This is a genomic window from Rahnella victoriana (genome assembly GCF_021276285.1).
Lineage (GTDB): Bacteria > Pseudomonadota > Gammaproteobacteria > Enterobacterales > Enterobacteriaceae > Rahnella > Rahnella victoriana.
On record NZ_CP089919.1, the window covers coordinates 4,209,874 to 4,233,562 of the forward strand.

General features: G+C 52.9%; 19 protein-coding genes. 10 read left to right on the forward strand and 9 right to left on the reverse strand.

The features are described from left to right. Positions 1 to 6: 6 nt before the first annotated feature. Positions 7 to 1,176, reverse strand: coding sequence for a lytic murein transglycosylase (locus J9880_RS19350; RefSeq protein WP_232769797.1), 1,170 nt, complete (start codon positions 1,174 to 1,176; stop codon positions 7 to 9). A gap of 122 nt (positions 1,177 to 1,298) precedes the next feature. Further along, positions 1,299 to 1,571 (reverse strand): YcgL domain-containing protein, encoded by a 273-nt coding sequence (locus J9880_RS19355; protein WP_095921807.1) that lies wholly within the window; start codon positions 1,569 to 1,571, stop codon positions 1,299 to 1,301. Positions 1,572 to 1,707: 136 nt separating this feature from the next. Here J9880_RS19355 and minC point away from each other — a divergent pair, with 136 nt between their 5' ends. Genes minC through minE form a run of 3 tightly spaced genes read left to right on the forward strand, consistent with a single transcriptional unit; the run spans position 1,708 to position 3,507 of the window. Continuing rightward, positions 1,708 to 2,397, forward strand: a complete 690-nt coding sequence (minC, locus tag J9880_RS19360; protein ID WP_095921806.1) for a septum site-determining protein MinC — start codon at positions 1,708 to 1,710, stop codon at positions 2,395 to 2,397. Between the two features lie 24 nt (positions 2,398 to 2,421). Further along, positions 2,422 to 3,234: a septum site-determining protein MinD gene (minD, locus tag J9880_RS19365; RefSeq protein ID WP_013575324.1), complete on the forward strand. Its 813-nt coding sequence runs from the start codon at positions 2,422 to 2,424 to the stop codon at positions 3,232 to 3,234. Positions 3,235 to 3,237: 3 nt separating this feature from the next. After that, complete coding sequence (gene minE, locus J9880_RS19370) at positions 3,238 to 3,507, forward strand: cell division topological specificity factor MinE (protein WP_095921805.1); 270 nt, start codon at positions 3,238 to 3,240, stop codon at positions 3,505 to 3,507. Positions 3,508 to 3,885: 378 nt separating this feature from the next. Here minE and rnd read toward each other — a convergent pair whose 3' ends face one another. From rnd to J9880_RS19395, 5 genes are all read right to left on the reverse strand, one after another. After that, complete coding sequence (gene rnd / locus J9880_RS19375; RefSeq protein ID WP_095921804.1) at positions 3,886 to 5,007, reverse strand: ribonuclease D; 1,122 nt, start codon at positions 5,005 to 5,007, stop codon at positions 3,886 to 3,888. A 97-nt stretch (positions 5,008 to 5,104) separates the two neighbouring features. After that, a complete protein-coding gene (fadD, locus tag J9880_RS19380) occupies positions 5,105 to 6,802 on the reverse strand; it encodes a long-chain-fatty-acid--CoA ligase FadD (protein ID WP_095921803.1) in 1,698 nt (565 codons plus the stop codon). 355 nt (positions 6,803 to 7,157) lie between these two features. Then, positions 7,158 to 7,790, reverse strand: coding sequence for a Slp family lipoprotein (locus J9880_RS19385; protein WP_131692701.1), 633 nt, complete (start codon positions 7,788 to 7,790; stop codon positions 7,158 to 7,160). A 62-nt stretch (positions 7,791 to 7,852) separates the two neighbouring features. Further along, positions 7,853 to 8,554, reverse strand: a complete 702-nt coding sequence (gene tsaB, locus J9880_RS19390) for a tRNA (adenosine(37)-N6)-threonylcarbamoyltransferase complex dimerization subunit type 1 TsaB (RefSeq protein ID WP_095921801.1) — start codon at positions 8,552 to 8,554, stop codon at positions 7,853 to 7,855. Between the two features lie 130 nt (positions 8,555 to 8,684). Continuing rightward, a complete protein-coding gene (locus J9880_RS19395) occupies positions 8,685 to 10,598 on the reverse strand; it encodes an ATP-dependent DNA helicase (protein WP_095921800.1) in 1,914 nt (637 codons plus the stop codon). A gap of 142 nt (positions 10,599 to 10,740) precedes the next feature. Here J9880_RS19395 and J9880_RS19400 point away from each other — a divergent pair, with 142 nt between their 5' ends. Next, complete coding sequence (locus J9880_RS19400; protein ID WP_119827204.1) at positions 10,741 to 11,085, forward strand: RidA family protein; 345 nt, start codon at positions 10,741 to 10,743, stop codon at positions 11,083 to 11,085. Positions 11,086 to 11,150: 65 nt separating this feature from the next. On the opposite strand, the gene J9880_RS19405 is transcribed toward J9880_RS19400, so the two are convergent. Continuing rightward, positions 11,151 to 11,792: a bifunctional 4-hydroxy-2-oxoglutarate aldolase/2-dehydro-3-deoxy-phosphogluconate aldolase gene (locus J9880_RS19405; RefSeq protein ID WP_232769798.1), complete on the reverse strand. Its 642-nt coding sequence runs from the start codon at positions 11,790 to 11,792 to the stop codon at positions 11,151 to 11,153. Positions 11,793 to 12,053: 261 nt separating this feature from the next. Continuing rightward, complete coding sequence (zwf, locus tag J9880_RS19410; protein WP_056770028.1) at positions 12,054 to 13,529, reverse strand: glucose-6-phosphate dehydrogenase; 1,476 nt, start codon at positions 13,527 to 13,529, stop codon at positions 12,054 to 12,056. A 372-nt stretch (positions 13,530 to 13,901) separates the two neighbouring features. On the opposite strand from zwf, the gene J9880_RS19415 reads away from it, so the two are divergent. The 6 genes from J9880_RS19415 (at position 13,902) to J9880_RS19440 (ending at position 23,673) form a co-directional block, all read left to right on the forward strand. Next, positions 13,902 to 14,771, forward strand: a complete 870-nt coding sequence (locus tag J9880_RS19415; protein ID WP_013575314.1) for a MurR/RpiR family transcriptional regulator — start codon at positions 13,902 to 13,904, stop codon at positions 14,769 to 14,771. Positions 14,772 to 15,003: 232 nt separating this feature from the next. Then, complete coding sequence (pyk, locus tag J9880_RS19420; RefSeq protein WP_095921797.1) at positions 15,004 to 16,446, forward strand: pyruvate kinase; 1,443 nt, start codon at positions 15,004 to 15,006, stop codon at positions 16,444 to 16,446. 687 nt (positions 16,447 to 17,133) lie between these two features. Next, on the forward strand, positions 17,134 to 18,648 hold the full coding sequence (locus J9880_RS19425; protein WP_232769799.1) for a pyridoxal phosphate-dependent decarboxylase family protein: 1,515 nt from the start codon (positions 17,134 to 17,136) through the stop codon (positions 18,646 to 18,648). 13 nt (positions 18,649 to 18,661) lie between these two features. Next, positions 18,662 to 19,972: a lysine N(6)-hydroxylase/L-ornithine N(5)-oxygenase family protein gene (locus J9880_RS19430; RefSeq protein WP_119827208.1), complete on the forward strand. Its 1,311-nt coding sequence runs from the start codon at positions 18,662 to 18,664 to the stop codon at positions 19,970 to 19,972. A 14-nt stretch (positions 19,973 to 19,986) separates the two neighbouring features. After that, entirely contained in the window at positions 19,987 to 22,371 is a 2,385-nt protein-coding gene (locus J9880_RS19435) for a GNAT family N-acetyltransferase (protein ID WP_232769800.1), read from the forward strand. Between the two features lie 81 nt (positions 22,372 to 22,452). After that, entirely contained in the window at positions 22,453 to 23,673 is a 1,221-nt protein-coding gene (locus J9880_RS19440; RefSeq protein ID WP_232769801.1) for an MFS transporter, read from the forward strand. The last annotated feature ends 16 nt before the right edge of the window (positions 23,674 to 23,689 follow it).

Consider the following 23,689-nt stretch of genomic DNA (forward strand, 5'->3'; position numbering starts at 1 on the left):
GGAATATCAGCCGCTAAACGGATTATGCGGCGCTGGCGCTAAGGGCGCAGGTGTGGTCTGAGCCGGTGCAGTATCACCCGAAGCCAGCGGTGTCTGCGCGCCCATGATGCCATCCGCCATCATGCCGATACTCAATGCGAAATAAGTTGAACGGTTCCAGTGCATGATCGTACGGAAGTTATCGTAAACCAGGAACGCGCGCCCCTGCGTATCATCCGGTGTGATAACCCATGCGCGGGTCGCCGTTGACGTCAGAGGGGTGCCGTCCACTTGCGTCACGCCCAATTGCTGCCAGTAACTGGCCGGATGCATCTGGTTATTTTTTAGTCCCGCCAGAGTGCCATCAAAGTTAGCCGGTAATTTCACTTCCTGACCCCAGCCCTGATCGCCCTTCCAGCCTTCTTTTGCTAAGTAATTGGCCGTCGAGGCAAATACGTCGTCGGTGTTTTTCCAGATATCAATTTTGCCGTCACCGTTGCCGTCAGCCCCGTAAGTCAGGTAGGAACTCGGCATAAACTGCGACTGCCCCATTGCGCCAGCCCAGGAACCTTTCATCATGTCACTGCTGGCTTTTCCTGAATCGACGATCTTAAGCGCCGACATGAATTCTTTGGTGAAGAACGCTTCACGACGCCCTTCGAACGCCAGCGTGGCCAGGGCGGAGAATACGTCTTCTTTACCCTGAATTTTGCCGAAACTGCTTTCCATCGCCCACAGCGCCACGATGTACTGTGGCTGCACGCCGTAACGGTCGCTGGCCTTGGTCAGCGCGGGCAAATTGTTCTGAAGCTGTTCCTGACCTTGTTTAATCTTCCATTCAGGCAGAACGCGGGTCAGATAATCATCGAGGGTCACTTTCTTCTCGAGCTGATTGCGGTCGGAATTGATCACGCGATCAACGAAATGAAGATTAGCGAAGGTGCTGTCGATGGTTTGCTGGCTGATGCCTTGTGAAAGCGCCTGGGCTTTAAGTTGCTCGGCATAGGCCGGGAACTCGGCAGGGTCACGTCCCTGTTCGGCCAGTGACGTTTTGCCTGAGGTGGCGGCGGGTGCCGGTGCCGCCGTCTGGGTGGAGGTGGCTGACGGTGCGGGCGTTTGCCCTGAGGATGCTTTTTGTGCTGCACAACCACTCAGAATGATCAGCGGTGTTAACACGGCCAGTGCCGACAATTTCATCAATTTCTTCCTTTTGACTTCTGCAAATGATTCATCGTTGTAAGCTTTGAGCACGACAACGATGAATGCAAGTCATGACGTCTGAAAGTTCGAGAATTGCCGAAACAAATGTCAGGAATGTGTTATTTAGAGGTATCACCCAGATGGATATTCAATAAACTTTCTGCCGGCGGCGGAACTTGCAGATAATAACCTTGTTCTTCGAGCGACTGACGCACTTTGACAATATCGGCTGTGGCGAGTTTTTCGCGTTCGGCCAGATTGAGCATCATGGAGAACTGAGGCACACCGAAGCCTTTGAGTAATTCTTCCGGCACACGGGAAAAATCGTCTCTTTTTTCGACATACAGATAAGTCTGGTCGCGTTTAGTACTTCTATAGATCACACAAAGCATTTTTTTAACTCTATTTTATTGAAACGGTGGCTTGCCTAGATATAACTGTAACTATAACATGCTTATCGTACATCGGAATATCGCCCCCCGAGTGGTATTCCGGGGATTTAGAGTTGCTGAGACTGAGTCAGGATAGATGTCACAATCGCCAATAGAACTAAAAGGCAGCAGTTTTACCTTATCGGTTGTTCATTTACATAGTTCACAACCTGAGGTTATTTATCAGGCATTACAGGAAAAAGTGGAGCAAGCTCCAGCCTTTTTGAAAAATGCCCCTGTTGTTATCAACGTTGCCTCACTGACAGGTGAAGCAAACTGGAAAGACATTCAACAGGCTGTCGCTTCTGCAGGCTTTCGCGTTGTTGGCATCAGTGGTTGCAAAGATGAAGCGCAAAAACGCGCACTTTCCCGCACCGGTTTACCGCTGCTGAGTGAAGGTCGTGCCCAGCGAATCGCCGCAGAGCCACCGGTTCCTGTCGTGCCCGACAATGCCCCGGCCAAAACCCGCATTGTCAGTACCCCCGTCAGATCCGGCCAACAAATTTATGCCCGTAACAGCGACCTCATCGTGACCAACAGTGTCAGCGCAGGTGCGGAACTGATTGCCGATGGCAATATCCACATCTACGGCATGATGCGAGGCAGAGCGCTGGCTGGTGCCGCAGGCGATGCAAATTGTCAGATCTTTTGCACGCATTTAGGCGCTGAACTAGTCTCTATCGCAGGGCAATACTGGTTGAGTGATCAAATCCCGACTGATTACCTCGGTCAGGCAGCGCGCCTCAGCCTGTTAAATAATGTGTTAACCATACAACCTTTAAACTAAGCCCTTTTGACAAGGAATCCATTCATGGCACGCATCATAGTTGTTACATCGGGTAAAGGGGGCGTTGGCAAGACCACTTCAAGCGCGGCCATTGCTACCGGTTTAGCTCAAAAAGGCAAAAAGACCGTCGTTATCGATTTCGATATCGGTCTGCGTAATCTCGATCTGATTATGGGCTGTGAGCGCCGCGTGGTTTATGATTTCGTTAACGTGATCCAGGGCGATGCCACGTTGAATCAGGCGCTTATCAAAGATAAACGCACCGAAAACCTGTTTATTCTTCCGGCTTCGCAAACGCGCGACAAAGATGCGCTGACCCGCGAAGGCGTGGAAAAAATCCTGAACGATTTAGCCGAAATGGAATTTGACTTCGTGGTCTGCGATTCCCCTGCGGGTATCGAAACCGGCGCACTGATGGCGTTGTATTTCGCCGATGAAGCCGTGATCACCACCAACCCTGAAGTGTCTTCCGTTCGCGACTCCGACCGCATTTTGGGCATTTTGTCTTCAAAATCCCGCCGTGCGGAACAGGGCTTAGAGCCTATTAAAGAACATCTGCTTCTCACCCGTTACAACCCTGGACGTGTCAGCCGTGGCGACATGCTGAGCATGGAAGATGTGCTGGAAATCCTGCGTATTCCTCTGATCGGGGTTATCCCTGAAGATCAGTCTGTGCTGCGTGCGTCCAACCAGGGCGAGCCGGTCATTCTGGATCAGGAATCCGATGCAGGGAAAGCGTATGACGATACTGTCAGCCGCCTGCTTGGGGAAGAACGTGCATTCCGTTTCATTGAGGAAGAGAAGAAGAGTTTCCTGAAACGCCTTTTTGGGGGATAAACCATGGCATTGTTAGATTTCTTTCTGTCCCGCAAAAAATCGACAGCCAATATAGCCAAGGAACGGCTACAGATCATCGTAGCCGAACGGCGTCGAGGGGATAGTGAACCATCGTATCTGCCTGATCTGAAACGAGACATTCTGGCGGTCATCTGTAAGTATATTAAGATTGACCCCGAAATGTTGCAGGTTCAGTTCGAGCAAAAAGGTGACGATATTTCCGTACTGGAACTTAACGTCACCCTGCCAGAGTCGGAAGAAGCGCCTAAATGACAGCAGTCTATTTGCCTTGTTTGCAGGTGTTTTTTTCAGAATAGCGCCCTCTGTTTCCTCAGGGGGCCACTCACTTTTTGTTGATTTCCCTTCGCGTATTATTCCTTACCGCCAATAACCACTGTATATATAACCATTAAACGGATCTATTATTCGTTTATTTGCATCTATTCGTGAAAATTTTGATTAAGACTCATCTCATTCAGGCTGGAAATTAATATCCCTACACTGGCTTAATTCCCTGCTTTTTATCCTGAGTTACTGAAATTAATTCTTCAAAGTGCAGATTTTCAGAAGCCTGAATAAAAAAAGAGCGGGGAATTTACCCGCTCTTATTATCACGACCTGATGGCTAATCCCCCGCTGAGGAAAAAGAAATCAATAATTGCTCAGAATGGCATTCAATCTTTCGGCTAACAATTTTCCACGCCAGCCGCTGATTAATTCAGGCTGCGCTTCTTTATCTTTTAACTTCCAGTGGCTGTTGAGCAACTGGTTAATCTGACGACGTGAAGCCAGCAACTCAACACTCAGCTTACTCTCTTCACTGACGGTCTGGATCAGTGCTTTGATATCCTTGAAGACTTTACGGTAACCCGGCTGATCAATCAGATTCGAAATAGGTGCAGGCAGCTCTGATTCATCCAGTGCATTGGATTCCTCCACCAGCGCCAGCAACGTACGTCCATGATAGCGGATTTCAGGGCCGCTCAGCCCCAGAGCCTCCAGCTCGCCCAGTGATGTCGGCTGATAGCGCGCCACCTGCCAGAGGTTTTCCTCGCGTACCACAAAGTTAACGGCCAGATCACGCTGACGAGCCTGATTAAGACGCCATGCCGCCAGCAACTTCAGACAACCCAGTTGACGCGGACGCAGCTGGAAGGCGTTGCCGATTTCCAGATACGCCAGCTCCGGTTGCAGCACTTCGCTGCGGCGACGGCACAATGCCAGACATTCATCCAGCGCGGCATCCATCCACCCTGCTTCTTCTGTTTCCCGCATCAGTTGTTCAGCCAGCGGCAGCAAATACCACACGTCAGCCGCCGCATACACACACTGTTTTTCACTCAGCGGGCGGGCGATCCAGTCGGTGCGCGATTCACTTTTATCCAGCTCAACACCCGTGGTTTCCGCCACCAGACGCGCAAAACCACAGGACAGCGGGCGTCCGCTGAACGCGGCGAGGATCTGCGTATCAATCAACGGCGAAGGCATCACACCAAACGCATTCAGAAACACTTCCAGATCTTCACTGCCCGCGTGAAGGAATTTGATCACATCAGGATTAACCAGCAAATTGATAAAAGGCTGCCAGGCGGTGATCGGCAAAGGGTCGATCAGCGTGAGCCGTTCGCCATCGAATAACTGGATCAGACCCAGTTGCGGGTAGTAAGTGCGGGTGCGGACAAATTCGGTATCCAGCGCAATTTTGCTGTGCGCTTTTGCCTGAAGACAAACCTGCTCCAGCGCGTCATTGGTGGTGATCAACTGATAATTCAAATCTTAATTCTCTTAATCATTACTACGTTATAACGTGACAACGCCGGACTTCGCCGGCGTTAAGAAACTGACTATCACTGAACCCCTGAGCTGACGTTTATGCCGCATCCTGTTTCGGATCAGCCTTCGGCTTTGCCTGCTCGTCACGAAGCTCCCTTCTGAGAATTTTACCGACATTTGATTTCGGTAACTCGTCGCGGAACTCGACAATCTTCGGTACTTTGTAACCGGTTAATAACCGGCGGCAATGCGCGAGGATCTCTTCGCTGGTCAGCGACGGGTCTTTCTTCACCACGCAAATTTTGACGATTTCACCCGACGACTCGTTTGGCACACCGATGGCGGCAACTTCGAGCACTTTGTCATGTTGTGAAACCACCTCTTCAATTTCGTTAGGGTAGACATTAAAACCGGAAACCAGAATCATGTCTTTTTTGCGGTCAACAATCCGTAAAAAGCCCTGCTCGTCCACTGTAACGATATCGCCTGTCGATAACCAGCCATCTTTTAGCACCTCGTCGGTCGCCGCAGGCCGTTGCCAGTATCCCAGCATCACCTGAGGACCGCGCACCCAGAGTTCACCCGGTAATCCCGGCCCGACATCCTGACCATTATCATCGACCAGACGTACCTCTGTTGACGGCACCGGTAAGCCGATACTGCCGCTGTAATGTTTCAGGTCATACGGGTTACCGGCGACCAGCGGTGAACACTCGGTCAGCCCGTAACCTTCCAGTAAATGTTTACCGGTCAGTTTTTCCCATTTTTCGGCCACGGATTTTTGCACCGACATTCCGCCGCCAACTGAGAGGCGCAGCGTGGAGAAATCCAGCTCGCGGAAATCTTCGTTATTGAGTAACGCATTGAACAGCGTATTGACGCCACTGATCGCCGTAAACGGGTATTTACCCAGCTCCTTCACCATCCCCGGCACATCGCGCGGGTTGGTGATCAGCAGACTCTTCCCACCCAGTTCGAGGAACAGCAGGCAGTTCACCGTCAATGCAAAAATGTGATACAGCGGCAGAGCCGTAACCACCAGTTCGTGCCCCGGCTGCAACAACGGCGCGTACGCCGCTTTTGCCTGCTCGAGATTGGCCTGCATATTACGGTGTGTCAGCATTGCGCCTTTCGCCACGCCAGTCGTCCCGCCGGTGTATTGCAGAAACGCCAGATCGTCATTAATGATGTCGGGTTTGATGTACTGCAGACGACGCCCGCGCTGTAAGGCGGTACGGAACGAAATGGCATTCGGCAGATGGTATTTAGGCACCAGTCGTTTGACATATTTGACCACAAAGTTAACCAGCGTGCCTTTCGCTGCAGAAAGCTGATCGCCCATACGGGTCAGGATCACATGCTTAACCTGAGTTTTGTACACCACTTTTTCCAGGGTGTGGGCGAAGTTGGAGACGATAACAATCGCGCTCGCACCGCTGTCATTGAGCTGATGCTCAAGTTCACGCGGCGTATACAGCGGGTTGACGTTGACCACCACCATACCGGCGCGCAGCACGCCAAACAGGGCAATCGGGTATTGCAGCAGATTCGGCATCATCAGGGCAACGCGGTCGCCCTTTTGCAGACCCAGTTCATTTTGCAAATACGCAGCGAAAGCGCGACTGCGCTCTTCAAGCTTGCGGTAAGTCATCACCTCGCCCATGTTGATAAACGCCGGGGTATCTGCATAACGCAGCGTGGCATTTTCAAACATTTCGACCAGTGAACTGTAGCGGTCGGGATCGATGTTCTCGGGAACATCTGCCGGATAACGTTTTAGCCAAACCTTTTCCAAGGTATCACTCCTGAAATCATGTTCTGTTGCCGTCTCTATTCGACGAGTTTTATCACGTCTTTAACAATATTTTAACTCAGCTTACCAGTTGCGTTTCAAACAATGTCGAGGTTGAGAGGCGGGTCACTATTTCTGCAACCACTCGTTACAGCCATCCCTGGCTAAAAAAGAAAAAGGCGGCAATTAAGCCGCCTTAACAACGATCTTGTCTCAAAGTGTTTTCTTTGGCGGCGGCACAACAGGGTGTGCCGCCGCCGGTTTTACTGCTGCCGGAGGGGGCACGCCATGAGGGGGTGGCGGCGTTCCTTTTGGCGGTGGCGCGCCATGAGGAGGCGGGCTACCGTGCGGCGGCGGTTTATTCTGTGACGACGCTTTCGACCCGTGCGGGTGTCGTGTCATACCAGCCGGGACCCCAACCGGGCCCAAACCCTCGCCCCCAGGAATCATAAGGCCCACCAAAACCGTAGCCCCACGGGCCGATAGGTTGCGGAGGCATAACCACCTGCTGCTGTACCCGCCAGCGTTTATAGCTGTTGACGTTTACAGTGACAAAGTCATAAGACGTCTGCCCTACCGTGCCTTTTTCGACACCCGTAATCGGCCCGACCACGGTGACCAGTTGATCGCGGTAATCGACCGGATCGACGAAGCCATTAATGTAAGCCATGATGCGTCCGCGTGATGCCGCGCCTAATATCGGCCGGGCGGCATCATCAAGGGGAACGGTAGCGATTTCCAGACGTGTTTTGTTCTGCAGGTTGGTCACAGAGACCACCTTGCCACCAAAACGCGATTCCTGCCCGACATACAAATTCGGGGCGCCCTGTACCGCTTGTAAATTCATCTGCGGCGTTGCCGTCGTGCCGCGAATTTCTTCCGGTACGGTGACACAGCCTGATAACACCAGAACGCTGAGTGCCACCGCACTCAGGGCCATTCTCTTACCCGTCTTGCCTGATAACTGCTGAATGACAGACCACTTACGCATTACGATGACTCCTGTGCAAACTCTTCATTTTGACCGCTATTTAATGCACAAGTTGCCATCCCCTACCGGCCTGGCAGCTTTTTCCATGTCACTTCATTACGCAGATAGGTAGGTTCGGCATCTTCCGGATTGACCCGCACGCCGTTTTCCCAGAGCTGAAGCGCCAGCGGCAGCATGTCTTCCGCCTGTGGCAGTAACATTTTGCCATCAAATAAATCCGCCGCCGGAGATTCACCCAGCAAATGCGGATAGGCTTCCCAGCCCGTACCCACGGTGGCAAAACGTCCGTTTAGCTCAACGGCTCGCGCCAGCAGTTGTTCAGGTTTGATGACCGTCTCGGTATTTTCACCGCTCCAGACACCTTGTGCATTGCGGGTAAATTCACCCCAGTACACTTCGCCCATGCGGGCATCAATGGCGGCCAGCACCTGTTCCGCGCCGGTCTGGCGGTAAGCACCCTGCGCCATGGTTTGTAAGGTGGAAACGGGCAACAACGGCAACTCTGCGCCAAGTGATAAACCTTGCGCGATACCAATGCCGATACGCACGCCGGTAAAACTGCCCGGCCCCCGGCCAAATGCCAGTGCATCGAGTTGTTTCAGGGAAAGCCCCGCTTCGGCGAGGATCTGCTGCACCAGCGGCAGAATGCGCTGCGTATGCTCGCGGGCGCAGAGTTCAAAATGGGCGAGCGTTTCGCCCTGATCATAAAGCGCAACCGAACAGGCTTCTGTCGCCGTATCAATTGCTAAAATTCGCGTGGACATGCCAAACCTCAGGCGGGGAAATTAATAAGTTATACCCTCAATACGTCGCGCGCAGTCAACGCATCTGCAACGTGATATATGACGGGTACAAGAGCCTTTTTCGGGGCGGCATCTTAGCATAAACAAAGGGCTAATTCTGCTCTTCAACGTTTTGTAAAAAGCGGATCGCTTGCGTCAGATCACGCGTGCGTGGCGTCGGCGGCAAGCTGTTGAGGAAAACTTCGCCATACGGACGCATCACCAGCCGGTTGTCACAAATCACCATCACACCACGGTCATCCGTATCGCGGATCAGACGTCCGACGCCCTGTTTAAGGGTAATGACCGCATCCGGTAATTGTACGTCATTGAAAGGATCTCCGCCGCGCAGACGGCAATCTTCTATGCGCGCTTTGAGCAGCGGATCGTCCGGTGAGGTAAATGGCAGCTTATCGATGATGACGCACGACAGCGCATCACCGCGCACATCCACCCCTTCCCAGAAACTGCTGGTCGCTACCAGCAACGCATTACCGGCTTCGACAAACTGCGCCAGCAACTGTCCCTTACTGGTTTCGCCTTGTAATAAAACCGGCAGCGTCAGACTGGCCCGGAACTCTTCCGCCAGTTCACGCATCATTTTGTGGGAAGTACACAGAAAGAAACAACGGCCTTTATTCGCTTCAATCAGCGGACGCAACATTCGCGCCAGCTGCTTCGAACTGCCGTGAACGTTCGATTCGGGCAGAAAACGTGGAACACATAACAGGGCCTGTTTGGCGTAATCAAACGGACTCGGCAGCAGCAGCGTTTCTGCCTGATCCAGACCCAGACGTTCGGTAAAATGATGCAGCTGATCGTTCACCGACAGCGTTGCAGAGGTAAAAATCCACGCTCCCGGTTTTTCTTTCATCATTTCGCTGAATTTATCGGTGACCGACAACGGCGTCAGCGCCAGCACAAAATGGCGGGAATTACATTCGTACCAGTAGCTGTAGCCGGGAATGGAGACATCTTTCAGGCGCTTGAGACGGTTGCGGTAAAGCGTGGCGCGTTCGAAAGCTGCGTCCAGCAGTGCAGAACGGCCGAGTGATAATTTGACCACGTCATAGCACAGCTCCAGTGCGTCATCGAGCAGCAGCAAGGCTCGCTGGATGGCAGGCTGGCTGAGAACATCACGCAGATTGCCGCGAAAACCCGGCTCGCCGAGTGCGAGACGGAAATCCATGGTGCTCTGGCTCAGGCGGTCAGCACTTTTCTGCAACTGTACGGAGTCACGCACTTCGGTGCGGTAAGCGATGTTGATATCTTTTGCCATATCGAGCAACTGACGGCTGGTGACCTGCTGGCCGAAATACTGGCTGGCAATATCGGGGATCTGATGAGCTTCGTCGAAAATCATCACGTCAGCCTCGGGGATCAGCTCACCAAAGCCGCTCTCTTTCACCACCATATCCGCCATGAACAGGTGATGGTTTACTACCACCACATCGGCGTCCATGGCCTTACGGCGGGCTTTTACCACGAAGCATTCTTTATACAGCGGGCAGTCACTGCCGAGGCAATTGTCGTTGGTGCTGGTCACCAGCGGCCAGACAAAGCTGTCTTCCGGCACCACGGTGCAGGTGCTGATATCGCCCTCTTCCGTGCTGCTTGACCAGTGACGCAGATGTGCCAGTTCGCTGAGCGCCTGACTGGCGAGATCGCCGCCGGCCAGCGATTGTTGCTCCAGACGTTCAAGACATAAATAGTTTGAACGCCCTTTCAGCAGCGCCAGACGGCCTTTAAATTTCAGCGCATTGGCCACTTTGGGCAGATCGCGGGAATACAGCTGATCCTGTAAGTTTTTGGATCCGGTGGAGATGATGACTTTTTTGCCGGAACGCAGCGCCGGAGCCAGATAGGCATAGGTTTTCCCGGTCCCGGTACCGGCTTCCACCACCAGCCCTTGCTTACCGCTGATGGCTTTGCTGACAGCCTGCGCCATCAGACGCTGAGGTTCACGGGGTTTAAAACCTTCAATTTTCTGCGCCAGTGCGCCGTCTGTTGCGAAATCGTCTGTCACTCTGTCTCTCTACCTGTACGGATCAGCAGTGATTATGCCAACCCAACGCCGTTACGGCTACCGCCATCTGCCAATCCAACGCATTCAACCTTTGTGATACCCTTAGCGCCATCAAAAAAAGTGACTAACTGGAGCCAAAAATATGACCATCGAACGTATCCGCCCTGAGCCACGGATGTCCGACATTGTTATCCATAACGACACCATCTATTACACGGCGGTGCCGGAAAATCTGGAGGCGAATGCGAAAGATCAGACTGCGGAAACGCTGGCCATTATTGATGCTGCGCTGACTGAAGCCGGTTCAGACAAAAGCAAAATTCTGGATGCCACGCTGTTTCTGGTGAATAAAGAAGATTTCCCGGCCATGAATGAAGCCTGGGATGCGTGGGTGTCGCCGGGCAATGCACCAGTGCGCTGTACCGTGCAGGCCAACCTGATGAACCCGAAATACAAAATCGAAATCAAGATCATTGCCGCGCGTTAATTTCTGATTTTCAGACATAAAAAAACCTCCCGCGGGAGGTTTTATATTATCCGTGCAATGCCCGGTTACGCTTTTGCACCCGCGACAGCTTCTTTCGCGAGTTCAGTGATGCGTGCATAGTCACCGCTTTCCAGCGCATCGGCTGGCACCAGCCATGAACCACCGATACACAGCACGCTTTTCAGCGTCAGGTAATCACGGTAGTTCTTCGGTGAAATCCCACCTGTCGGGCAGAAACGCACCTGCGGGAACGGACCGGCAATCGCCTGCAACGCTTTCACGCCGCCGTTAGCTTCGGCCGGGAAGAATTTAAACTCGCGCAGACCGGCATCCAGACCCATCATCAGTTCGGACACGGTGCAAATGCCCGGAATCAGCGGAATAGAACCCGCGTTGGCGGCTTTGAGCAAAGCATCCGTCAGCCCCGGGCTGATGGCGAACCGGGCACCGGCTTCGGTCACTTCGGCCAGTTGCTCAGGATTCAGTACCGTGCCCGCACCAATGATGGCGTCCGGTACTTCTTTTGCGATAGCGCGGATCGCATCCATCGCGCACGGGGTACGCAACGTCACTTCCAGCACACGTACGCCACCGGCAACCAGTGCTTTGGCCAGCGGGACCGCATGCTCCAGTTTGTTGATAACAATCACAGGAACAACCGGCCCTGAGGTCAGAATTTGTTCCGCGCTTGTTTTCCAGTTTTTCATCTTGTTCTCCATTCATGCCCGCAGGCACCGTTGTGATTGATGGCGCGCCCCTGCCACAGGGACCCGCAGATTTCTCTGCAGGTGACCGACCACACCCGATTGGACGATACTACGCTCCCCGTCATACTTGACGCCGCAGCGGCATTGGCTGCGCTTGTTCACCCGAATCACTGACTCATGTCAGTTCATCGGGATTCTCTCACTTGCCGCCTTGCTGCAACTTCAATTATTTTGGGGAGTAATGACTTAAAGAATTATTCGTTACTCGAACTCGTTCCAGGAACGGCCGTCGCGGGTGATCATCGCCACAGACGCTACCGGACCCCATGTCCCGGACTGATACGGTTTTGGTGCTTCGCTTTCTGCCGCCCACGCATTCATGATGGAGTCGACCCATTTCCAGGCTTCTTCCACTTCATCACGACGCACAAACAGCGCCTGGATCCCACGCATGGTTTCCAGCAGCAGACGCTCGTAAGCATCGGCAATATGCTGTTCATTGAAGGTTTCAGTGAAGCTCAGATCCAGCTTGGTGGTTTGCAGACGGTGTTTGTGCTCAAGACCCGGCACTTTGTTCAGCACTTCGATCTCGATACCTTCGTCCGGTTGCAGACGAATGGTCAGTTTATTCTGCGGCAGTTGCTGATAAGAATCACGGAACAGGTTCAGTGCCGGGTTTTTGAAATACACCACGACTTCTGAACATTTGCTCGGCAGACGCTTACCGGTACGCAGATAGAACGGCACACCCGCCCACTGCCAGTTGTCGATATCCACGCGGATAGAAACAAAGGTCTCAGTGCTGCTGGTTTTTTTCGCGCCTTCTTCTTCCAGATAGCCCGGCACTTTCTTGCCCTGCACGAAACCTGCGGTGTACTGACCACGCACGGTGTTTTCACGCACGTTGGACTGGTCGATACGGCGCAGGGAGCGCAGCACTTTCACTTTTTCGTCACGGATGCGGTCCGTGCTCAGATCCGCCGGTGGTGACATGGCGATCATGGTCAGAATTTGCAGCAAGTGGTTCTGGATCATGTCGCGCATCTGACCCGCGTCATCGAAGTAGCCCCAACGGCCTTCGATACCCACTTCTTCCGCCACGGTGATCTGCACATGATCGATAGTGCGGTTATCCCAGTTGCTGGCGAACAGGTTGTTGGCGAAACGCAGTGCCAGCAAGTTCAGAACCGTTTCTTTGCCCAGATAATGGTCGATACGGTACACCTGAGACTCGGCGAAATACTCCGCCACCTGATCGTTAATGACCTGGGAAGACTCCAGAGAGTGTCCCAGGGGTTTTTCCATCACCACGCGCGCAGGCTCTTTATTCAGCCCTGCTTCACCCAGACCCCGGCAGATCGCACCGAAGTGGCTTGGCGCAATGGCGAAGTAGTTAATGGTGGCGCGATTTTGCTGGTCGAGCATTTTGCCCAACACTTTGAAATGCTTCAGATCATTGACATCAAGGTTACAGAAATCAAGACGGGCACTGAGTTTTTCCCACAGTTCCGGATCAATTTTTTCTTTCATGAAGGTGGTCAGTGCTTCTTTAACCACTTCGGTATAGGCCGCTTTGTCCCATTCCGCACGTCCGACACCGATGATGCGGGTGTCCGGGTGAATGTGACCCGCTTTCTCTAACTGATACAGGGAAGGCAACAGCTTACGGCGCGCAAGGTCACCCTTTGCACCGAAAATTACCAGATCACAAGCCTGGGCTGTCTGAGTTACCGCCATGTTCTTCTCCTCAATGCAGGAATACCCTTAGTTATTGGGGTACATATTGTAATTTTATTTCAGCAACAATGTACTCTGATTGCCCGTGAGCCGTAAACCTTGATCTGACAAGGGGATAACTCTGCGGAAAACCTTATTTTTATCATAAGTCTCTCAGGTGCTGTTAAAACCCACAACATTCTGTAATTTTATGACAAAACTGAACAGAATTTACCATACTGAAAGTTAGATCTCGGTCAAACTCTGACAAAAAAAGCGGTATTTTCGCCTGACTGACGCTGCCAACGGCATTAAGCGCGTAGTATATTTTCATCAAATCAACACGATTTCCTCTTTTCAAAGAAATCGTTGAAACCTATGAGTGTCATGCTTATGAATACGTTGGAAAAAATCCAGACTCACCTTGACATTCTGAGCAAGTCAGAACGCAAAGTTGCCGAAGTTATTCTGGCCTCGCCTCACATCGCTATCCACTCCAGTATTGCCACTCTCGCCCGCATGGCCGACGTCAGTGAACCTACTGTAAACCGTTTTTGCCGTCGCCTCGACACAAAAGGGTTTCCAGATTTTAAATTGCATCTGGCACAAAGTCTGGCAAACGGTACACCTTATGTGAACCGCAACGTGGATGAAAGCGACAGCGTCAGCGCCTACACCAGTAAAATTTTCGAATCGGCCATGGCCAGCCTCGATCAGGTGAAAAATACCCTCGATATTGCTGCCATTAACCGTGCGGTGGATTTACTTACTCAGGCGAAAAAGATTTCGTTCTTTGGTCTGGGCGCCTCCGCTGCCGTGGCGCATGATGCCATGAACAAATTCTTCCGCTTTAACATTCCCGTGGTCTATTTCGATGACATCGTCATGCAGCGCATGAGTTGCATGAATTCCAGCGAAGGCGATGTGGTGGTGCTGATTTCCCACACCGGCCGCACCAAAAATCTGGTGGAACTGGCACAACTTGCCCGCGAAAACGATGCCACCGTGATTGCCATCACATCCTTTAATACGCCGCTGGCGCACGAAGCGACCCTGGCGCTGTTACTGGATGTCCCGGAAGACACCGACGTGTATATGCCGATGGTCTCGCGGATCGCTCAGCTGACGCTGATTGATGTGCTGGCGACCGGGTTTACCTTGCGCCGTGGCGCAAAATTCAGAGATAACCTGAAGCGGGTCAAAGAAGCGTTGAAAGAATCGCGCTTTGATAAGGGGATGGTCGTCCCTAACCTGCCAGAGTAAGCTCGCCCTGCGGGTTGGCATACCGAATCATTCACAGATTATATGAACGAAGCACCATTGATTTAATAGGGAGTCTGGCGGGAAATCTACGCGCAACGTGCGCAGGGAGAAAGTCAGACATGAGGTCAGCGGGTCACACAGGTGAAACCCTTTTGTATTACAATTACACCAAACCCAATGTGGGCTCGCTGTTTTTTGCACTACCATGTTTCATCAGTTAACGGAGTACGGCATGTCCAGAAGGCTCAGAAGAACGAAGATTGTTACCACCCTCGGTCCTGCAACTGACCGCGACAATAATCTTGAGAAGATCATTGCTGCCGGTGCAAACGTTGTACGTATGAATTTCTCCCACGGTACCCCTGAAGATCACATCCTTCGCGCCAACAAAGTGCGTGAAATCGCGGCCCGTCTTGGCCGTCATGTTGCCATCCTCGGCGACCTGCAGGGTCCAAAAATCCGTGTGTCTACTTTCAAGGAAGGCAAAGTTTTCCTCAATATCGGCGACAAATTCCTGCTCGATGCCAACATGAGCAAAGGTGAAGGCGATAAAGAAAAAGTGGGCATTGACTATAAAGGTCTGCCTGCTGATGTGGTGCCGGGCGATATCCTGTTGCTCGATGATGGCCGTGTGCAGCTGAAAGTCCTGGAAGTTCAGGGCATGAAAGTCTTCACTGAAGTCACCGTGGGCGGTCCGCTGTCCAACAATAAAGGCATCAACAAGCTGGGCGGTGGTCTTTCTGCCGAAGCCCTGACTGAGAAAGATAAAGCAGACATCATTACTGCGGCCAAAATGGACGTAGATTATCTGGCAGTTTCATTCCCACGCACCGGCGAAGATCTTAACTATGCGCGCCGTCTGGCACGCGATGCAGGCTGTAACGCACAAATCGTCTCTAAAGTTGAACGTGCTGAAGCGGTAGCAACGGACGAAGCGATGGACGATATCATTCTGGCTTCCGACGTGGTGATGGTGGCCCGTGGTGATCTGGGTGTAGAAATCGGTGACCCTGAACTGGTCGGTATCCAGAAAAAACTGATCCGTCGCGCCCGTCAGCTGAACCGTGCGGTGATCACCGCCACGCAGATGATGGAATCGATGATCACCAACCCGATGCCCACCCGTGCGGAAGTCATGGACGTGGCAAACGCCGTGCTGGACGGTACCGATGCGGTGATGTTGTCAGCCGAAACGGCTGCCGGTCAGTATCCTGCGGAAACCGTGGCGGCCATGGCGCGCGTGTGTCTGGGTGCAGAAAAAATCCCAAGCATTAACGTCTCCAAGCACCGTCTGGATGTGGAATTCGATAACATCGAAGAAGCGATCGCCATGTCGGCGATGTACGCGGCGAACCACCTTAAAGGCGTTACCGCTATCATTTCCATGACAGAATCGGGGCGTACCGCCCTGATGCTCTCCCGTATCAGTTCCGGCCTGCCCATCTTCGCCATGTCCCGCCATGAACACACCCTGAACCTGACGGCGATTTACCGTGGCGTCACGCCGGTCTTCTTCGACAGCGTCAATGACGGCGTCGCAGGGGCGCAGGATGCAGTGAATTTGCTGCGAGATAAAGGTTACCTGCTTTCGGGTGATCTGGTCATCATCACGCAGGGCGATGTCATGAGCACTGTGGGCACCACGAATACCAGCCGTATTTTGCGTGTCGAATAACGGCGAAATGTAATAAAATATGTATATAAGGCCGATCATCATGATCGGCCTTTTTATTTTGCACTGCCCGGGGTTTTATTTTCACCTTCTTCACCTCGCTTCCATGATCTTAATTTGATCATTATTTTGCCATTTTCCTGAAATAATACTCTCCGGCGTATAAACCATCACATAGCGTAAATTCATTACACCTACATTCACTGCGTATAAATATAACTTTTCCTATCAAAAACGTTCACGAATAACAGTAATAAACGAATAACAAATACAGATTCATCCCATGGGATCTTAGCTGAACTCAGTGAGGTCAGGATTTTTATGTGAAGCAGATCACATTAGAACACCAAAAAATGCCGTTATGGGCAAATGTTCAATGTCGTTGTTGAATGATAATGATTTGCATTTATAATGATTCTCATTCGTTAAAACCTTGTATACGTCCGCACTAAGGAAATCACACAAGACATATCACTGATTATTTCAGATAACAAAACACATATATCCATACACTTTACAGGCGTGGCCATCAGCCCTGCCTGCTGATGCTTACGTTCACTGAAAAAATCCTGACTTTATCCGGGCGGCCTCCCCACGCCCGCTGCGGATAAAAAGGACACACATTAAGGGTCCATGATGAGCCAGATAAATAATTGGGAAATAATGCCGGTCAGCACCAAAGACCTTACAATGACTCAGGCGAAAATAAGCCAGAATGAGGGTTATATTTTTAACCAACACAGCACGCAGGAATGGCAGGCACACATTGAGCAAGGGATTGAATTAATTAAATCCCATATTAACCATACTGAGAAACCTTTTTCAGGTGTTTCTCCCGCGGAATTAGCCGAGCAATTTCGCCATATTGATCTGACTAAACCTTTAGACGGAACACGGCTGGCGCTTGAGGAACTGGATGATTTATATCTGCAACACGCCGTCTATTTTCATCATCCCAAATACCTCGCACACCTCAACTGTCCGACGGTGATCCCTTCCCAACTGGCGGAACTGTTTATCAGCGCCATTAACTCCTCGGTAGATACCTGGGATCAGAGCGCAGGCGGCACTTTAATCGAACAAAAAGTCATCGACTGGACACTGGCCCGTATCGGATTTGGTGCGCAATCGGATGGCATCTTCACCAGCGGCGGTACCCAGTCGAATCTGATGGCGATGCTGCTGGCGCGTGACAGCCACTGCAAACGTACCCGCCCGCAACACAGCATAAAATATCAGGGGCTGCCGCCGGAAGCTAACCGCTGGCGCATCTTCAGCTCCCAGGTAAGCCATTTCAGCATTCAGAAATCTGCCGCCCTGCTCGGCCTGGGTTATGACGCCGTGGTGCCGGTTGCCTGTGACAGCTCCTTCCGTATGGACATGAGTGCGCTCAAAGCCGAAATCGACCGTTGTCATGCCGAAGGGCTGATCCCGATTGCCGTTGTTGCCACCGCCGGTACGACAGACTTTGGCAGCATCGACCCGCTGAATGACATTGCAGAAATCTGCCGCAAAGAAAAAATCTGGATGCACGCTGACGCCGCATACGGCTGTGGCCTGCTGGTATCCCCTCAGCATCGCCAGCGTATTGAAGGCATTCATCTGGCAGATTCCGTCACCGTGGATTACCACAAATCCTTCTTCCAGCCGGTCAGTTGCAGCGCGTTCCTGGTTAACGATCACAGCCATCTGGAGCACGTCACCCATCACGCCGAATACCTGAACCCGCTGAGTGCAAAACTGGAAGGCACGCCGAATCTGGTGAACAAAAGCATTCAGACCACCAAACGTTTCGATGCGCTGAAAATGTGGCTGACGCTGCGGATTATGGGCCAGCAGGCGCTGGGGGAATCCTTCGATGTGCTGCTGGCGCGCGCAACCGAAACCCATCAGATGATGGAGCAGAACCCGAATATCGAGGTGCTGCACAAGCCGGAACTGAGCACGCTGGTGTTCCGTTTCGTCCCGCGTATGTCGATGAACCATGAACAAATAGATGCGATCAACGCCGGGATCCGCAAGGCGATTTTCCGCGACGGCAGTGCCGTGATCGCCGGTACCAAAGTGCATGACCGTCAGTATCTGAAATTCACCTTACTGAACCCGACCACCACCACGGAAGACGTTGCCGACGTGCTCAGCCTGATCACGCATTACGGCAAAGAACTGACAGCCGCCGCGCTGAGCGCCGCGAAAAACCGGTAACAGGAGCTGCATCATGAACATCACCCCAGACACGCAAATCTACGATTTTATCGCCATCGGCATCGGCCCGTTCAATCTCGGGCTGGCCTGCCTGACCGAGCCGGTGAAAGAGCTGAACGGTCTGTTTTTAGATCAGAATGACAGCTTCGACTGGCACACCGGCATGATGCTGGAAAGCGCGCATTTACAGACACCGTTTATGGCGGATCTGGTGACGCTCGCAGACCCGACCAGCCCATACAGCTTTCTCAATTACCTGAAAATGAAAGGTAAACTTTACTCTTTCTACATCCGTGAAGATTTCTTCATGATGCGCAAAGAGTTTAACCAGTATTGCCAGTGGGCCTGCCAGCAACTGACCAGCCTGCAATTCTCCACGCGCGTGGAACTGGTGACCTGGGATGCGGAACAGGAATGTTATCTGGTCGCGGCGCGCTCTACCAAAGGCGGTGATAAGCAGTTTTACCACACCAGACGGCTGGTACTGGGCACCGGTCCGTCGCCGTGGATGCCTGCCTGCGCCCGTGATGCGGGCAAAAACGTGCACCATTCCTCCGCCTATCTGCCGAACAAAGAGCAGGTACAGAACGCCCGATCCATCACCGTGGTCGGCAGCGGTCAGAGCGCCGCTGAAATCTACTACGACCTGCTGTCCGACATCGATAAACACGATTACCACCTGACGTGGGTCACCCGCGCGCCGCGTTTCTACCCGCTGGAGTACAGCAAACTGACGCTGGAAATGACCTCGCCGGAATACATCGACTATTTTCACGACCTGCCGATGGCCAAACGCGACCAGCTCAACCGGGAGCAAAAGTGCCTGTATAAGGGCATTAACATCAGCCTTATCAACGATATCTACGACCTGATGTACATCAAACGCCTCGACGGTCCGCTGAAGGTGGATCTGTACACCCATTCAGAACTGACCGCGATGACCCGCAACCGCAGCGGCGAACTGGAAATGAGCCTGCTGCATCACGAACAGCAGCAGGAATACCGCCACCGCACCGAGTCGGTGATCCTCGCGACCGGTTACGGCTATCAGCCGCCGCAATTTATCGAAGGCATTTACCCCCGCATTCAGTGGGATGAGGCAGGCCGTTATGCGGTCAACCGCAATTACAGCATCGATGCACACAACCAGATTTTTGTGCAAAACGCCGAGCTGCATACCCACGGTTTCGTCACCCCCGATCTGGGTATGGCCTGCTACCGCAACAGCACCATTATTCGCGAAATGCTGGGGCGCGAAGTCTATCCGGTGGAGAAATCCATCGCTTTCCAGACCTTCTGTGCCCGCGGCCTTGCCGGAAACTAACGGAGAACGTATCCATGTCTGAACCCTTACCCGCCCGCGTTTATTCGTGCCAGCGCGCCGCCGGAACAGTGACCTTCCGCCCGCTGGATTTGCAAAAAGATGCGGCCGTGTTACACGGCTGGATGATCCAGCCTTATGCGCATTTCTGGGGCATGCAGAACAGTACCGTCGCCGACGTCGACAGTTTTTACAGCGACCTGACAAGAGGAAAACCTCAGGCCGCGCTGATGGGCGAAATCGACGGTCAGCCGCAATTTCTGATCGAATGTTATCCGGTGCAGGACGACCCGCTGCATGAGCATTACGAGGTGCAGCCGGGGGATATGGGCATGCATATTCTGCTCTCTCCGGCGGACAAACCTGTCGCAGGTTTCAGCTGGCAGGTATTTTCCGCCGTGATGGAATACCTGTTCAGCCAGCCGGAAGTGAAACGCGTGGTGGTCGAGCCGGATGTGCGCAACGAGAAAATTCACAAGCTGAATAAGCGTGCCGGTTTCCGCTATCAGAAACAGATTCAACTGACACATAAAACTGCATGGCTGGCATTTTGCCAGCGTGAAGATTTCATTCAGGCCAGCCAGAAGGAAAAACACATTATGACTCCCGCGACTCTGCAAACCGGTCAGCACCTGCAACCGGAGATCTGGGCGAAAGCCAATGCCCTGCTGTTGCGTAAATGTCTGTCAGAACTGACGCACGAACGTCTGCTGGCCCCGCAGGCACTGAAAACTACCGGCACCTGGACGGATTACCAGCTGGCAGTGCCGGCGTCGGAAATTGAATATCGCTTCCGTGCGCGTCAGTTGCCCCTGAACGACTGGATGATTGACCTCGACAGCATTCAGCGTCTGGATAATTTCAACCCGCAGCCGCTGGATGCCGTCAGATTCATCATTGAATTCGCCGATCAAATTGGCATTTCCCAGGCCATGCTGCCGACCTATCTGGAAGAAATCAGCAGCACGCTGTACAGCAGCGCCTACAAACTGGTGAATAACCACACCACAGCCAAACAGCTGTCTGAAGCCGATTTCCAGACCGTAGAAGCCAGCATGACTGAAGGCCATCCGAGCTTTATCGCCAACAATGGTCGTATTGGTTTCGATGCCGGTGACTACGTGCGCTATGCGCCGGAAGCCGCCAATCCGCTGCCACTGGTGTGGGTCGCGGTTCACCACGACAAAGCGCATTTCGCCAGCGTCGCGGGTTTGCCGTATGAAAAACTGATCGCTGAAGAACTGGGTGATGCGCAAATTTGTGCCTTCACGCAAAAGCTGGTGGATACCGGTGTTGACCCGAAAAAGTACTATTTCATGCCGGTTCACCCCTGGCAGTGGCAGAACAAACTGCTGACTGTTTTTGCCCCGGACATCGCCCGCCAGTTCCTGATTTATCTCGGTGAAGGTGAGGATAACTATCTGGCACAACAGTCAATCCGTACCTTCTATAACGCCAGCCGTCCCAAAGGCCGCTACGTCAAAACGGCGTTATCGATCCTCAATATGGGCTTTATGCGTGGCCTGTCGCCTTACTACATGGCGACCACGCCGGGGATCAACGAATGGCTGGCCGATCTGGTCGAAAACGACGCTTACCTGCAATCCACCGGTTTCAGCATCCTGCAGGAAGTGGCTTCCCTCGGTTACCACAACCATTACTTTGAACAGGCCATTAAAGGCGACAGCGCGTATAAAAAAATGTTTGCGGCGCTGTGGCGCGAAAACCCTGTCGCCCGGTTGCAGCCAAATCAGCGTCTGATGACCATGGCCGCCCTGCTGCATACCGATAAACATGGCGATGCGCTGATTGTCGAGATGATCAAATCATCCGGTCTGGCGACCGGTGACTGGCTCAAACGCTACATGCACGCTTATCTCAGCCCGCTGTTGCACTGTTTCTATCAGTACGATCTGGTGTTTATGCCGCACGGTGAAAACCTGATCCTGCGCTTTGAAAATAACATCCCGGTGAATGCCTTCATGAAGGATATTGCCGAAGAAATCGCGGTAATGAACCCGGACGCCAATTTGCCTGAAAAAGCCAAACGTCTGGCGGTGGACGTTCCGGAGGATCTGAAAATCCTGTCGATCTTCACCGACGTGTTTGCCGGTGTGTTCCGCTTTATCGCCCGTATTCTTGAAGAGCATGGCGATTATCCGGCCGGTCAGTTCTGGCAGGTGGTCGCCGACGTGGTGCGTGATTACCAGATTCAGTATCCGGAACTGGCGGAGAAATTTGCCCGTTATGACATGTTCGGTGCCGAATTCACGCACTCCTGCCTGAACCGTCTGCAACTGGCGAATAACCAGCAGATGATTAACCTGTCGGACCCGGCACAGAACCTGAAATTTGCCGGAACGCTGGAAAACCCGATCGCGGCATACGCTAACCGCTACTGAATAAAACGTTAACGTAATGCACTTTAGCGCGGCTTTCACAGGCCGCGCTTTTTCAATGTTGAGTACCGGAGAATTATCGTTATGTCGTCCCTTTCACCGCCCGCCTCCACACTCAGCGCGCGCCAGTGGCTGTTCCCGTTGTCGCTGGTATTATTCGAGTTCGCCACCTATATCGCCCACGATATGATCCAGCCCGGCATGTTGCAGGTGATCAGTGACTTCAGCGCCAGCGCCGACTGGGTGTCGACCTCGCTGACCGCCTATCTGTGCGGCGGAATTTTGCTGCAATGGCTGCTCGGTCCGCTGTCCGACCGGCTGGGTCGCAGACCGGTTTTACTGGCTGGCGTGGCCTTTTTCACCGTCACCTGTTTGCTGACCGTTTTCACCCGAAATATCGAACAGTTCATTTTGATGCGCTTTTTGCAGGGCATGAGTCTGTGCTTTATCGGTGCTGTCGGGTACGCCGCCATTCAGGAAGCGTTCAGCGAAACCCTGAGCGTCAAACTGATGGCGCTGATGGCGAACATTACCCTGATCGCCCCGCTGCTCGGACCGCTGGCGGGCGCGGCGTTTATTCATTACGCACCGTGGAAAGCGATGTTTGCGTTGTTTGCTCTGGTCTCGGCTTTGTCATTCTGGGGATTATGGCGCAGCATGCCGGAAACCGTGTCAGGTCGCGGCGAACGCTTCTCGCTGCGCCGACTGCTGAGCGATTACCGTGAAGTCTTCAGCAATTCCGGCGTGGTGCTCGGTTCGCTGTCCATCGGGCTGGTCACCCTTCCTCTGCTGGCCTGGGTGGCACAGTCGCCGGTGTGGCTGATTCAGGATGCGGGAATGACGCCGCTTCAGTACGGAGGGTTGCAGGTGCCGGTGTTCACCGGGCTGATCATCGGTAACATCACCCTGAGCAAACTCAGCGGAAAAGTGAATATCCGCACACCGGTCTGGTCGGGCATCATTCCGATTGTCCTCGGCCTTGCAATCAGCGCGTATGCGTCGCTGTTTATGGTGCATGCCTGGCTGTGGATCATTGGCGGGCTGAGCCTTTATGCGCTGGGATCAGGGCTGGTGAATGCCGGACTTTACCGCCTGACGCTCTTTTCCAGCCCGACCGGCAAAGGCACCGTCGCGGCCGCGCTGGGGCTGATCACCATCGCCGTGTTTGCGGCGGGCATCGAAGTCGCCAAGCAATTCTATTTTGCCTGCGGCAACGGGATTTTTATGCTCACAGGCATGTTCTCCGGCGTGGCCGGGGCAGTGCTGATCGCGGTATTTCTCCGACGTTCCGTGAAAAAAGCTTAAAAAAAAGCTGAGGTGC